7 protein-coding genes are annotated in these 14,433 nt (G+C 69.7%); 4 read left to right on the top strand and 3 right to left on the bottom strand.

Annotated features, from left to right (window positions below):
* Positions 1-76 precede the first annotated feature (76 nt).
* A complete protein-coding gene (locus AB0E90_RS03390) occupies positions 77-2,686 on the top strand; it encodes a glucosidase (RefSeq protein ID WP_360398511.1) in 2,610 nt (869 codons plus the stop codon).
* A gap of 130 nt (positions 2,687-2,816) precedes the next feature.
* A complete protein-coding gene (locus AB0E90_RS03385; RefSeq protein ID WP_360398509.1) occupies positions 2,817-5,123 on the top strand; it encodes a carboxypeptidase regulatory-like domain-containing protein in 2,307 nt (768 codons plus the stop codon).
* A 112-nt stretch (positions 5,124-5,235) separates the two neighbouring features.
* Here the strand turns inward: AB0E90_RS03385 and AB0E90_RS03380 are convergent, their stop codons facing one another.
* Positions 5,236-11,232 carry a LamG-like jellyroll fold domain-containing protein gene (locus tag AB0E90_RS03380; protein WP_360398507.1) on the bottom strand — a complete coding sequence of 1,999 codons (5,997 nt, stop codon included), beginning with the start codon at positions 11,230-11,232 and terminating at the stop codon, positions 5,236-5,238.
* A gap of 180 nt (positions 11,233-11,412) precedes the next feature.
* Here AB0E90_RS03380 and AB0E90_RS03375 point away from each other — a divergent pair, with 180 nt between their 5' ends.
* Positions 11,413-12,315, top strand: coding sequence for a class I SAM-dependent methyltransferase (locus AB0E90_RS03375; RefSeq protein ID WP_360398505.1), 903 nt, complete (start codon positions 11,413-11,415; stop codon positions 12,313-12,315).
* Entirely contained in the window at positions 12,312-13,139 is an 828-nt protein-coding gene (locus tag AB0E90_RS03370) for a hypothetical protein (protein WP_360398503.1), read from the top strand. The genes AB0E90_RS03375 and AB0E90_RS03370 overlap by 4 nt, the downstream gene beginning before the upstream one ends.
* Positions 13,140-13,144: 5 nt before the next feature.
* Here AB0E90_RS03370 and AB0E90_RS03365 read toward each other — a convergent pair whose 3' ends face one another.
* Both AB0E90_RS03365 and AB0E90_RS03360 read right to left on the bottom strand, forming a co-directional pair.
* Positions 13,145-13,660, bottom strand: coding sequence for a hypothetical protein (locus AB0E90_RS03365; RefSeq protein ID WP_360398501.1), 516 nt, complete (start codon positions 13,658-13,660; stop codon positions 13,145-13,147).
* 230 nt (positions 13,661-13,890) lie between these two features.
* Complete coding sequence (locus AB0E90_RS03360; protein WP_360398499.1) at positions 13,891-14,382, bottom strand: GNAT family N-acetyltransferase; 492 nt, start codon at positions 14,380-14,382, stop codon at positions 13,891-13,893.
* Between the last annotated feature and the right edge of the window lie 51 nt (positions 14,383-14,433).

Below are 14,433 nucleotides of genomic sequence, written 5' to 3'. Positions count from 1 at the left end.
TGTCGGGCAGAATCATTGGTAGTCAACAGACGTAACACGCAACGGTCAGAATGAAGTTATGGGGGTGAGACACGGCGTGGAGCTCTTGCGCTTGGCGCAGGCCGACTCCGGTGAGCAGCCGTGGCGCTCGTGGGGCCCCTATCTGGCCGAGCGTGCGTGGGGCACGGTCCGTGAGGACTACAGCGAGCACGGCACGGCGTGGGACTACTTCCCGCACGACCATGCGCGGTCCCGAGCGTACCGGTGGAACGACGACGGCATGGGCGGCATCTGCGACGACCGGCAGACGTTCTGCTTCGCGCTCGCCCTGTGGAACGGCAACGACCCGATCCTCAAGGAGCGGATGTTCGGGCTGGGCGGCGACGGCGGCAACCACGGCGAGGACGCCAAGGACTACTGGTGGTACCAGGATTCGACGCCGACCCACTCGTGGATGCGCTGGCGTTACCACTATCCGCAGCAGGAATTCCCGTACGACCAGCTGGTCCAGGTCAACGGCACGCGGTCGCGCGAACAGCCGGAGTACGAGCTGGTCGACACCGGCGTCTTCGACGACGACCGGTTCTGGGCGGTCACCGTCGACTACGCCAAGGCCGGCCCGAAGGACATGTGCATCGCGGTCACCGTCTCCAACCGCGGCCCCGATGCGGCCACCCTGCACGTGCTGCCCACGCTGTGGTTCCGCAACACCTGGTCGTGGGGCACGCAGAACCGGCCGAAGCCGTCGCTGACCGGTGAGCCGGGTCGCCTCGCCGGGACACACCACACGATCGGCCGGCTCGTCCTCGAAGGGGAGGCCGGGGCGCCGACCCTGCTCTGCGACAACGAGACCAACGCGCAGCGCCTGTGGGGCCAGCCCGGGACCAGCATGTTCCCGAAGGACGGCATCAACGACCACCTGGTCACCGGCGCGCCCACGGTCAACCCGGCGAACGTCGGCACCAAGGGGTCGCTGCACTATGAAGTGACTTTGGGGCCGGGCGAGACGCGTATTCTCCGGCTCCGCCTCGCCCAGGGCGAGGGTTTCGACGAGCCGGAAAATCTCGACCTCGGCGCCGGCTGGGAAACGGTGATGCGTGCGCGGGCCGGCGAGGCCGACGAGTTCTTCGACGACGTGATTCCGGCGGAGGCGTCGCCCGACGAGAAGGCGGTGGCCCGGCAGGGCATCGCCGGGCTGATGTGGGGCAAGCAGTTCTACCACTTCGACGTGAAGCAGTGGCTGACCGGCGACCCGGGCTCGTCACCGCCCCCGCCGGGCCGCCGTTACGGGCGCAACAACGCCTGGTGGCACATGAACAGCTTCGACGTCATCTCGATGCCGGACGCCTGGGAATACCCGTGGTACGCGGCGTGGGACCTGGCGTTCCACTGTGTCTCGATCGCCCGCGTCGACCCCGGCTTCGCGAAGTCCCAGCTGCTGTTGCTGCTCCGCGAGTGGTACATGCACCCCAACGGCCAGATTCCGGCGTACGAATGGGCCTTCGGCGACGTCAATCCACCCGTACACGCGTGGGCTGCTCTTCAGGTCTTCGAGATCGACGGCGGCCGGGACCACGACTTCCTCGCCCGCATCATGCACAAGCTGCTGCTCAACTTCACCTGGTGGGTCAACCGCAAGGACGTCGGCGGCAACAACGTCTTCGAGGGCGGCTTCCTCGGGCTGGACAACGTCGGCCCGTTCGACCGGTCGGCGGCGCTGCCGGTGGCCGGCGTGCTCGAGCAGTCGGACGGCACCGGCTGGATGGCGATGTACGCGCTGAACCTGCTCGACATGGCGATCCGGCTGGCCCTGCACGACCGCACCTACGAGGACATGGCGACGAAGTTCTTCGAGCACTTCGCGTACATCGCCGAGGCCGCCTACCGGCAGGGCCTGTGGGACGAGGAGGACTGCTTCTTCTACGACCAGCTGCGGCTGCCGGACGGCCACAAGCTGCCGTTGAAGGTGCGCTCGATCGTCGGCCTGCTGCCGCTCGCGGCGACCACCCGGCTGACCGCGGGCACGCTCAACCGGCTGCCCGAGCTGAACGCGCGATTGCGCTGGCTGCGGCACTCCCAGGGCGAGGTCGCCGACGTGATCAGCGCGCGCCGGCTGTCGGCCGAGGGCCGCCAGCACCGGCTGCTGTCGATGGTGGGTCAGGACCAGCTGCTGCGGGTTCTGGCGCGGATGCTCGACCCGGAGGAATTCCTTTCGGAGTACGGGATCCGGACCCTGTCCCGGTCGCACCTGGAGAAGCCGTTCACGGTGTCGCTCGGCGGTTCCGACTTCACCGTCGGCTACGAGCCGGCCGAGAGCACGAGCGGCCTGTTCGGCGGCAACTCCAACTGGCGCGGCCCGGTCTGGATGCCGGTGAACTATCTGCTCATCGAGGCGTTGCGGGAATATGCCGCATTCTTCGGCGACGACCTGATGGTCGAATACCCGACCGGCTCGCAGCAGAAGATGTCGCTGTCCGCGGTGGCCAACGACCTGTCCCGGCGGCTGATCTCGCTGTTCCTGCCGGACGCCGACGGCCACCGGCCGATCTACGGCGCGAACGAGATCCTGCAGGAGCACCCGGACTGGAAAGACCTGATCGTGTTCCCGGAATACTTCCACGGCGACAACGGCGCGGGCCTCGGCGCGTGGCACCAGACCGGGTGGTCGGCACTGGTCGTCGACCTGATCCTGACCCTCCGGCGCTGACCCGTAATCCGTCTTTTTCCATACGTCGATGTAAGGCTACGATCCAGCCACACACCGACACACGGGGGAAATGATGGGCCGCTCCACCATGGCTCGTCTTGGCTATGCCGTTGTCGCCGGGCTGGTTGCCGTGGGTGCGCTTTCCGCGCCCGCGTCGGCCGCGGCCGGCGGCACGGTCCAGGGCGACTTCACCACGGCCGGCAACGCTGCGATCGCCGGAGCCTACGTCACCGCCTACAACGGCGACGGCGACTATCTCGCCGACACCAACACCACCAGCGCGGGCCACTACAAGTTCACCGGCCTGCCGGCCGGCGGGATCAAGCTGCAGTTCGACGACAACGGCCGCCAGCAGTGGTCGCCGGGCGTGTTCGACAGCGACGCCGCCACCGTCTACCAGCTCGCCGCCGGCGGCACGCTCACCGTCAACGAGCGTCAGCCGGCGACCGGCCGGCTCACCGGGCACTTCATCGACGCCGCCGGCAACCCGGCCTTGGCGAACGTGACCGCCCGCGGCGTCACCTCGGGCGCCTACCTGTACGCCTACACCGACGAGACCGGCGCGTGGACGATCGACGCGTTCCCGGGCGCCTACACGGTGAGCTTCAACTGGGAGAGCGCCAAGCAGTGGGCGGTGTCGAAGGCCGCCGAGGACGCGGCCACCGTCTACGACGTCACCGCCGGCCAGACCGTCACGGTCGACGACCACAAGCTGCCCACCGGCTCGGTCTCCGGCCACCTCTCGAAGGCTGACGGCTCGCCGCTGACCAACGCCTACGTGACCCTGCATCTCGGCGACGAGCAGGTCGGCTGGGCGAGCACCTTCGACGACGGCAACTACAACTTCGGCGAGGTGCTGGCCGGCGCCGGCTATCTGGTCTCGTTCAACGTGGACAACGGCGCCGACCAGTGGGTCAGCGGCACGCTCGACCGCGACGAGGCGCGCCGCATCACCGTCGGCGAAGGCGAGGCGGTCACGGTCGACGACACCCAGCTGGCCCCGGCCGTCGTGCACGGCACGCTGGTCGACGGCAGCGGCGCGCCGCAGGCCGGTTACGAGGTCAGCGTCGTGCTCGACGACCCGGACAACTGGGTCAACTACCCGGCGACCACCGGCGACGACGGCACCTGGAGCGTCTCCGGCGTGCTGCCCGGCAAGTACAAGGTGTCCTTCACCGCCCCCGACTACTCGCGCGAGCAGTGGGTGCCCGGCAAGGCCACCCAGGCCGAGGGCACCGCGTTCACCGTCGCGGCCGGCGCCGACGTGACCGTCGACGAGACCTGGCTGGCCGGCGCCACCCTGGTGGTCAACGCGATCGACGCCACCACCGGCGCGCCGATCGCCGACACGTGCGTCTTCGTCTACACGCCACGGGACGGCAGCGGCTGCGACGCGGGCACCTCGGTCACCGTTCGGAACCTGCCGTCCGGCACGTTCCCGTTCGACGTCACGCCCGGCGAGAGCTCGTACTACCTGCGGTCCGGCCAGACGTCGGTGACGCTGACCGCCGGGCAGACCACCACCGTCTCGGTTCCGCTCGCCCTCGGCGGCAAGATCTCGACCAGCGCGGCCGACCGGGTCACCGGCGCGGCCGTCGAGCGGACCTGCTCCATCTTCCGGACGCTCGGCACCGGTGGCCTCGGCGAGGGGTACGGCGACTGCACCGACGCCGCCGGCCAGGCGCTCTCCCAGCCGATGGCGGCCGGGACGTACGAGCTGTTCGCGGTGGCGCCGACCGGTTACGGCCACCAGTGGGTCGGCAAGAAGGGCGGCACCGGCGACCAGAAGGCGGCCGCCCGGATCGTCGTGCAGCCCGGCCGGACCGTGGCCGCGCCGGCCGTGAAGCTCGACAAGCCCGGCACGATCACCGGCGTGGTCTCGGACGCGGCCGGCGCCCCGCTCGCCGGCTTCGACGTGGCCTACAGCGCGTGGAGCGACTCCGGCCCGACCTGGGACGCGGTCACCGACGCGAAGGGCACCTACCAGATCGACAAGCTCGGCCCGTACGCGTGGCCGCTGCTCTTCGGCAAGTACGGCTACACGCGGGAGTGGTCCGGGCACACCGGCAACCGCTTCCAGGCCGAGACGGTCACGGTCGTCACCGGCGGCAGCACCACCTACAACTTCACCCCGCGCAAGACGTCGACGATCAAGGGCTCGGTGACCATCCCGGCCGCGCCCACGGCCAGCTGGCGGATCCACACCTACAACGCGGCCACCGGCGACGACCTGGGCTCCTTCGACAGCTACGGCACCGACGGCAAGTCGTACGAGGTGCCGGTCGCGGGCGGCCAGCAGGTGAAGGTCGGCTGGCGCTACTACCTGGACGATCACGACACCCAGGGCTTCTACGACCACGCCGCCGACATCGCGTCGGCCACCAAGGTCGGCATCCCGGCCAACGGCACCAAGAAGCTGAACCTGACGTTCGGCTGAGACACCGCACGACGAAGCGCCCGGGGCGGATCGCCCCGGGCGCTTTTTCGTCCGTTCAAAAAAGTGGCGCCCGGGCCGTGAAGCCCGGGCGCCACCTGTGTCACCTATCTCGTCAGGACTCGATCAGTTCGTTGATCAGGTCCTCCGTCGCCGCGCCCTGGTAGACGCGGACGGAGTCCACGGCGCCCGGGAAGTAGTCGGTGACGTGGTCGTCCCACCTGCTGCGGCCGATCAGGAACGATCCGCCGGCCTGCCACGGCGAGAGTGGCACCTCGGTCTTCGTGGCCACCGGCTCGCCGTTGATGTAGAGCACCATGGTCCCGGCGGCGGCGTCGTAGACGCCGGCCACGTGGGTCCACACCCCGATCGGCGGGGCTGTCATCGTCGGCCCGACGACGGCGTCCGTCTCCGGCGCCGCGGTGTCGGTGCGGCAGAGCGTGAACTGCCAGGCCTGACTTTCCACGCTCCAGTGCAGCGAGAACCGGCCGACGTGGGCGCCCTCCTGGCTGACGATCGCGTGGTTCCACGTCGCCGCGTCCAGGCGGACCCAGGCCGCCACCGTGAACGACTGGTCGGTGCGGAGCAGCGGGCCCCGGCTGACCGTCGCGTCGGTGCCGTTGAGGTGCAGCGCGCCGATGTCCCAGCCGCTGCGCCCCGGGTATTCGTAGGCCGCGCCGCCGTCGAACGTGGCGTCGTTGCCGTGGAACGTGGAGTCCTTGGCGACGGTGGCGACGCTGTCGTCCTCGAACTCGTAGTCCGCGATCGGCTCGGCCGCCGACCGCTGGTCGACCTCGCCCGCGTTCACCGCCCGCGCCCAGATCCGCACGTCAGCGATGTCACCGGCGAACCAGTTGGTGCCGGCCCGGCCGATGTACGCCGACCCGGTGGTGTCGTTGAACGGGGTGACCTCCTCGATGAGGGTCTCGGCCGCGCCGTTCACGTACAGCGTGAGCGTGCTGAGATCCGCGTCGTAGGTGGCCGCCAGGTGGGTCCACACGCCGGCCTGCGGCACCGAGTCGGACAGCGCGTCGAACCACTTGACCTCGTCGCCGCCCGCGGTCGCCGACGGCATCTGCGCCAGCCACCGGTCCTCGGCCTTGTTGTACTGCAGGTACAGCGAGCCCCAGCCGGTGGAGCCACGGGCGAAGACGGTCCGGTCGGTCGTCTTGTCGGACAGCTTCACCCACGCCGCCACCGAGAAGCTCTTGGCCGTGTTGACCTTGTAGTCGGTCGTGCCGTAGCTGCTGGTGCCGTTGAAGGTGCCGGCCTTCGAGTCGAGCATCCGGCCGGTGCCCCACGCCACGTTGGTGAGGGTGGCGTTGTGCGTGGTGCCCGCCGGGACGCCGATGCCGGTGTCCTTGGCGACGGTGCCGGTGCCCTCGTCGAAGTTCCAGACCGCCACCGAGTCGTCACCGTCGTGCGTGCCGGTCTCGTCGCTGACCCGGTCGATGCGGTCCGAACTCGCGAGGTACTCCCACGCCAGCTGCTCGTAGTAGACATCACTCGGCCAGAGGTGCCCGGCACCGTCGTCCCAGAGGTAGTCGGATCCGACGGTGTCGGAGTTCTCGTCGCCCTCGGTGGACACTGCCGCCGCGAAGTTGATCACGCCGTCCGCGTACCCGCTGAGGTTGCTGTCCAGGATCGCCGCGTTGACCATCTCCCGGGCGGATTCCTGCACCGCCGTGTGGGTGCCGGTGAACGGCGGCAGCGTCGCCACGTACACCTTGATGTTCCCGGATGGGTTCGGCAGAACGACCCCGGTGTTCGACGAGTCGTCGGTCTTGAAGTTGCCGATCTGGGCGGCGAGCCCGCTCAGCTTCGCGATCACCGGTGCGGAACACGCGTCCGCGGTGCCGGTGCAGGCGAGCAGGTCGGTGGAGCCGGCCGAGATCAGCGCGGTCCGCACGTTGGCCTGGCTGAAGACCGACCGGTCGAGGTCGGTCAGGGCGCTCTGCGCCAGCGTGGTGCTGGTGTTCGGCAGTTTCACCCGGTTGCCCCAGCTGCTGCTGCCCTGGTTCAGTACGCCGAACGGCACCTTGCCGTTGCCGTCGTCGGCATCAGCCAGGAAGTCGGCCAGGCGTTCGTCGAACTGGTGGTAGCCGTCCTGGCCGGCGGTGTCCGAGTTGATGGTCTGGTCACCGAGCAGCACCAGCGCACCGGCCGGGTCGGAGGCCGAGGTGGTGACGTCGAGGCCGGCCACGTACGGCAGGCCGCTCAGCGGGGACAGGGTGAAGTTGCCGGCACCCAACTCGCCGGTGTGGTCCACGCTGTCCGGGGCGCTCGTCCAGATCGGAAGCCGCGGGTCCTTGTGCCCGGGTACCGCGGTGACGGTGCCGTTCACCTTGATGCTGACCAGCACCCGGCTCCGCTCGGAGACGCTGAGCGTGACCGGGTCGCTGAGCACCTCGGTGCCCGGGACCAGAGTGGTGGTGGTCGATCCACTGAAGGTCAGCCTGCTCGGCGTCCCCGCCGCGGTGGCGTCCTCGGTGGTTCCGTCCTGCAGCGCAATGGAGGCCGCGCCGAACGTGACCGGGGTCTTGCCACGAGCGTTCGACAGGCGTACCCGGATCTGTTGGGTGGCGCCGGCGGTGCCGAGCGAGACCCGCAGCGGGATCCGCAGCGTCTGCCCGTTCAGCGTGGCCGGGGCGTCGTTCGGGTCGACGTTGACGACGTCCGTGTCCTGCGCCGCCGACCAGGTGCCGACCCAGTGGGCCGAGTCGCCGGCCGAACTCGGCCGGATGCCCATCCCGAACAGGTGCAGGGTGTCCACCCCGTACTGCGGGATGCCGGTGACCACCGGGAGCACGACGCTCTCGACCACGGCGCCCGGGCACTGCAGCGGCACGGTGACCGAGAAGATGTGCAGCGCCGTCGCGACGCGGGTGGCGTTGCTCTTGTTGTAGCGCGGCAGCGTGAGCACCGCGTCGGAGTTCTGGGTGTTGTTCGTCCAGTCCGGCATCGTGCTGAGGGTGAACGACTGGCTGTTCAGCCCGCAGCTGGTGCTCGCGTAGTTGATCGTGCCGGTCGAGTCGTTGGTCGGCCCGTCGGTGGCGAAGCCCACGAAGACCAGGGCGTTGCCCTTGTTGACCACGCCCGAGGTGGGGATGTTGACCACCTGGCCGTTGGCCATCATGTTGTCCTTGGCGCCGGTGCCGAAGATCCCCGGGAGCTTGATCTTGGCGCCGTTGACGGTGACCGTGCTGCCGGCCGTCCAGCCCGCGGCCTTCAGGTCGGCCGCCTCGATGCTGGAGCCCGGACCGTCGGCGTTGGCCACCGTGATGGTCGGCGTGGTGCCCTCGGTCAGGGTGCTGGTCGACGCGTTGTTCAGGCACGTCGCGGTGTTGTCGATGGTGCAGATCGGCAGCGGCGAGATGCGCAGCAGGTCGATGCCGGCCTGGTAACCGGTCGAGGCCGCGTTCTTGCCGGTCATCGTGAAGGTGATGCTGTGCGCGCCCTTGTTCAGCGTCATCGGCTTGCCCGCGGCGTCCTTGACCACGCCGAAGTGGACGAACCGCGGGGACCCGTTGGCGCCCTGGTACCCGTCGAAGCCGGTGAGCAGCGTCTTCTGGGTCGCCTGACCGGAGTCGAGGGTGATGTCCCAGATGCCGTCGGCGCTGCCGGTGGTGAGGTTCGCGCCGATCTCCCACGCCCCGGTGGCCGGGACGTTGAAGTACATCGTCGCCTTGTCACCCTGGGCGACCTTGGCGGTGCTGCTGGTGTCGGACAGCACCAGCTGGTAGCCGTCACCGAAGTACAGCCACGCCGCCGCCTGCGAGATGATCTGGCCCTTGGCACTGACCTTGGTGGCCGCCGGGGTGGTCGTCGTGGTGCCGTCGGAGTTGGTGAACGTCGCGCCGGAGACCAACTGCTTGCCGTAGGTGAACGACGGCGTCTGGATGCCGGCCGAGAAGGCGTACGCCGTCTGCGGCGAGGTCGAGCCCGCCTGGTCGACCGCCTTGGCGAACAGCCGGTGCGCGCCCGCGGTGATCGGGGCGAACTGGACGCCGGCCGTGCCGTTGACCACGACCGTGCCGGTGCCGCCGGCGTTGTCGGCCTTGGCGAAGTAGATCGTGTTCGCCTTCAGCACCGTGGTCGCCGTCCACTGGGTGCCCTTGTTGGTGGCGTACACGGTGTTGGCCAGGTCGATGTCGAGGCCGAACAGGTAGCCGGTCACGTTGTTGGTCTTGTCGTTGCCGAAGGCGAACGTGCCCTTGTCGGTGTACGCCCCGCCGAGGATGTTCGGCGGGAACTGACTGGACCGCACGGTGGGCGCCTTCGGGGCCACGGTGTCGATCACCATGGTCTGGGTGGCGGTGTAGACGCCGGCCCACAACCCGGAGGCGTTCTGCACGGTCGCCTTCCAGGTGTAGGTGCCGTCCGCCAGCGAGGCCGTCCGGTAGGCGCCGCCGTTGAGGCTGTAGCCGCTGTAACCGGTGAGGACCCGGGTCGCGCCCTTGAACACCTGGTACTCGATGCGGACGTTCTCCTGCAGCTTGTTGACCTTGGGGTTCACGCCGTACGCGGTCAGGGTCGGGGTGTGTGTCGTGGTGACGTTCTTGCCCTGGTCGACGATGCTCGGCGTGGTCTTCGGGCTGCCGGTGCCGTTGAGCAGCTTCGGCTTGTAGCTGTACTTGACCGACAGGGTCGCGCCGCCGCCGTAGCCCAGCTGCTTCCACGAGTACTTGTCGTCCATGTCCTTGGCCTGGACCACGAACGTCGCGTTGGCCTTGTTGCCCTTCGCGATCGTCTTGACGTAGCTCAGCACGTTGAACTTCAGGCTCGCCGGGCTGACCCGGATCGTCTTCTTGCCGCAGTCCAGCTCGCGGCCGTTGACGGTGGACAGCACGCCGGTCGCCTTGCCCGGCTCGTGTCCCCAGTAGAGGCTGCCCGAGCCCCAGCCGCTGGGCGCGGCGGTGCCGTACACGACGGCGGCGGTGTTGGAGCAGGACGCCGCCCACCGCTCGGTCACGTACAGGTTGGCCTCGAAGATCTCCGCGCCTTTGATACCGGACGTGTTCATCTGGTAGTAGGTCTTGGCGCGCTCGCCGGCGCCGCCGCTCTCCGGCCAGTTGTCGTAACCGATGCGGGCGCTGGTGGAGCCGGTCTTCGAGGTGGAGTTGTAGACGTTCCAGCCGTTGCTGGAGATCCGTGCCCACTTGATCTGGCTCGGGTTGCCCGACCAGTACGGGTCGACGTAGACCGGGAACTTCGTGGTCTTCGCGGTGAGCAGCTTCTGGTCGAGGGTGAGCGACTGCCTGCCGCCCTTGATCCCGACCGCGATCTTGGACCGGTTGGCGCCGATCCGCCCGGCCGCGGTGCGCGCGTCCATCTTCGCGACCTCGGCGGCGGTCTCACCGGTGCTGGGGGTGCTGTCCCACATCACCGCGCTGCCGGTGTGGAAGATGGCCTCGCCGGACTTCGGGTCCTTCGCCTCGGCCCCGCCGTCCTTGGTCGTGCCGAGCTCGACGCCGGTGCCGCTCAGACCGAAGTCGATCGTCGGCGGGATGGCGGCCTGTGCGTTCTTCACCACGAACATCGACGAGTAGCCGGTGGCGTCCGCGATGATCTGCAGGTCGACGCCCGGGTACACATTCGCGTACGTGGCGGTGTCACCGTCGATCTTCGGCGCCGGCAGCTTCTTCGGCCAGCTGAACTTCAGGGATCGGGAGCCGTCGCGCATGGTCAGCAGCCCGGTGCCACCTCCGCTGGACACCGAGAGCGTGGACAGCGTGGCCTTGGGGGCGTAGCTGCCGTCCTTCTGCTTGACCAGGGTCGTGTCGATCGGGACCCACTTCGTGCCCTGGCGGACCCGCTGCGGGGCGGTCGAGTAGGTCTGCGTCAGCGTCCCGTCGGGGTTCGCCGAGGTGGTCGTGTACTCGTCCAGCAGGGACGGGATCTGGACGGGCTCGCCGTCGGCCCGGGCCTGCTTGACGGCGGCCGAGACCGGGTCCGCGGGGGGCGTGCTCTTCGAGGGGGTAGCCGTGGTTGGTGTCCCGCGCTGGGGCGTTGCCGCCCGCGCTGGTGTTCCGACCCCCGCTAGCCCCGCGGCGAGCAACGTGACGACCGCGGCACCCGCGGTCAGACGAAACCGTTGCGTCGTTCGCGACATGTGCTCTCGAAACCCTTCTGAGGTTGGCGCGATCTTGAGTCGCGCGGAGCACATTGTGGCGGTCCGGTGCGGGGTTCATCGACCCCGTCCGATCGAAACAGGCAGAAATGTGGATGTGATGTCTGCCGATCGATCGCTATGGTCGCGCGGGAGCCCCGTACTCAGATCGGTGGACTTTTTATGGTTTATCAAGATCCGCTGCATTATCTGCTCGGCATCGAAGGGCTGGCGCTGCTGCGGACGTACGCCGGCGAGCACGGCCCGGAGTTCGGCGAGGCGCGGGTCGCGGAGATCCGCCGGCTGCTGGACAGCGCGCTGCCGCAGGGGGTCGAGGCCGCCCGGGTGGACACCACGGCCGGCTACCGGGTCTGGTCGGAGACGTACGACGAGCCGGGCAACGGCCTGTTCCCGGTCGAGGAGCCGTTCGTCCACGAGATCGTCGACGCGCTACCGGCCGGGGTCGCCCTCGACGCCGCGTGCGGCACCGGCCGGCACGCCGCTCATCTCGCCGCGCGCGGGCACCGGGTCATCGGCGTGGACAGCTCGCCGGAAATGCTGGCCCGGGCCCGCGAGCGCGTTCCGGCCGGCGACTTCCGGGCCGGCGAACTGGACCGGCTGCCGCTGCCGGACGCGCACGTCGACGTCGCGGTGTGCGCCCTCGCCCTGGCTCACCTGAGCGACCTGCGGCCCGCGTTCGCCGAGCTGGCCCGGGTCGTCCGCCCCGGCGGTCACCTCATCGTCACCGACATCCATCACGAGATGGTGCTGCTGGGCTCGGAGCCGCACCACCGGACCGCCGCCGGCGCGCCGCAGATCATCCCGTCCTACCGGCACCGCGCTGCGGACTACCTCGACGCCGCTCTGCCGGCCGGGCTGGCGGTCCGGCGCTGCGCGGAGCCCCGCTCGACGCCCGCCGAGGTCACCGCCGGGCTGGCCGAGCGCCTGACCACCGGGCCGTGGGAACTCTGGCCCTGGACATTGATGGAGCTCGCGCCGGCCGCCGTCGCCGCCGCCTCGGCCGGCGTCCCGTCCGTCATCCTCTGGCACTTCCAGCGATCGGGATCCGTTACCGTCGTGTCATGACGGTGCGCACGGCGACCAGGCGCTTCGCCCTCTGGCGGGCCGATCTGCAGGGCGGCGTCTGCGCGGCGCCCGACGAGTGCGTCGACCACCTGCGGCACCTCGACGTGGTGCCGGTCGTGCTGGAGCACCGGGTGCACGGCGTCGCCGCCACCACCGAGACCTTCCTGACGTCACTGCACGACGGGCATTTCACCGGCGTCGTCTGGCCGGGCGACCTGCGGCCGGGCGTGCAGGTCACGGTGGTCTGGCAGGCCGGTCAGGACCGGATCGTCGCGCACACCACCCCGCTGGACGAGCCGGTGATGATCGACGGCGTCGACTACTTCCACGAGTACGACCCGAGGGTCGTCACCCGCGAGTTCGAGGCCGGCACGTCGAACTGGAGCAAGACCCTGCACGCGCTGTGCCGCAACGGCCGGGTGCTCGACGACGGCAGCGCGGTGTTCGCCGAGGCGAAGCTGGCCGCGAAGGCCGGCCTGGGCCGCGGCGCCAAGGGCGCGTTCCTGCTCAAGAACGCCATAGATCAACTGCTCCGGGAGGGGTACGTCACCCGGGTCACCGGCAGCGGCGACTCGTCGTTCCCGGCGGACGAGGGGGCGGAGCCGGTGGACATGCTGTTCTACGCGCCGCTGGTCGACCCGGCCACCCCGCCGGACGGCCGCCACGACCACTGGGTCAACGGCTTCCTGCGCAAGCTGCCGGCCGGCGCCCAGCCGTCGGAGAAGCAGCTGTCGCTCTACCAGCGGGCGGTCGAGAGCGACCAGATCGACGTGCCCGAGCTGGCCCCCGGCTACACCTTCGTGAAGAAGCACCACCGCAACTAGTCGGTTCAGTTCTTGGTGACCGGGATGTGCGCCACCGCCGACAGCCAGTCGGCGAACGGCCGGGCGATCCGCCCGTCCTCGTCGTCGGCGAAGATCTCGTCGCGGCCGCCACCCCGGTGGTTCGCGTACAGGCGCAGCCGGGTGTTGTCGTCCGTCTCGTGTTTCTCGAGCACCAGCTCGGCGGCGTCGCAGGTGTGGCCCCGCCAGTTGCCGCTGGCCACCCACACCCGCCCGCAGCGCAGCCGGCCGGGCGTCACGGTGAAACCGTCCTGGGTCAGGGTCAGCGCGACGGCCACACCGGAAACCGCGATGGCGCCGAGCACGACGAGACCGCCCGCATACAACCACCAGACGAAGAGCACTGCCCCGCCGGCCGCGGCAGCCGCGGCGACCCACCGCCGGACCGGGCTCTTGCGCATGAGAATCACCGGTTCGCCGGTCTCACGGTCGAACCGGCGCACCGCCCGCCAGCCCCGGGGCACCGGGGTGACGCCCAACTCCGGAATCCAGTTCCCGGTCACCCCTCCATTGTGCGGTCCGGCGCAATAGGGTCGCGCTTGCACCTCCGCAATATCTGCACCAACCAAACCGCATTTATTGCGTACGGTCGTGAAGTGCCCCGACCACCGCAGATAGTCCTGGCCGCGACCCTGCCGGCGGCGGGCGGCGCCCGCCCTGATGATCCTGGCTGCGATCGCGCTGCCCTGGTCGGCCAGACCGTGCCCCGAGCCGACGCCTACTTCCGCCGTCTTCAGCTCAGATCGCGCTGGAACCAGGTGCCCGGCTTGCCGCCGAGATCGGCCGGGTCGGCCGGGCCGGCCAGGACGAAGCCGGCCCTGGTCAGCACCGTCCGGGACGCGGCGTTCCGGTCGGCGGTCGCGGCCCGCAGGGTGCGCAGCCCGTGCTCGGCCGCGGCCAGCCGACACAGCTCGCGGACGGACGCGGTGGCCACGCCGCGGCCGGCGACCTGCTGCGCGACCCGGTAGCCGAGGGTCGCCGCGTGGCCGGCGATGTCGTACAGGTTGAATCGGCCGAGCACCGCGCCGTCCTCGGCGACCAGCACGTAGAAGGCGCAGACGCCGGTCTCCTGCTCGGCCAGCAGGGCATGGTGCCGGTCGGCGAACCGGTCGAAGTAGTCGTCGCCGCGGTCGGAGATCGATGCGGCGAAGTAGGCGCGGTTCGCCAACTCGAAGGCCAGGACCGCGGCGGCATGATCGGCGCGCAACCGCTCCAGCTCGGGCATCGCCCGACATTACCCAGGTGGCTCGCCGATGACTTTCGGGGGCGCCGGCGG

The organism is Actinoplanes sp. NPDC026619 (genome assembly GCF_040638295.1).
Taxonomy (GTDB): Bacteria; Actinomycetota; Actinomycetes; order Mycobacteriales; family Micromonosporaceae; genus Actinoplanes.
The sequence above is the reverse complement of the archived record's forward strand: the minus strand, read 5'-3'. Positions and strand labels throughout refer to the sequence as shown.

Bases quoted from the DNA above. Each gene is read 5' to 3' on its own strand.
- AB0E90_RS03380 (WP_360398507.1), bottom strand. From the start codon at position 11,232: ATGTCGCGAACGACGCAACGGTTTCGTCTGACCGCGGGTGCCGCGGTC.
- AB0E90_RS03375 (WP_360398505.1), top strand. From the start codon at position 11,413: ATGGTTTATCAAGATCCGCTGCATTATCTGCTCGGCATCGAAGGGCTG.
- AB0E90_RS03370 (WP_360398503.1), top strand. From the start codon at position 12,312: ATGACGGTGCGCACGGCGACCAGGCGCTTCGCCCTCTGGCGGGCCGAT.
- AB0E90_RS03360 (WP_360398499.1), bottom strand. From the start codon at position 14,382: ATGCCCGAGCTGGAGCGGTTGCGCGCCGATCATGCCGCCGCGGTCCTG.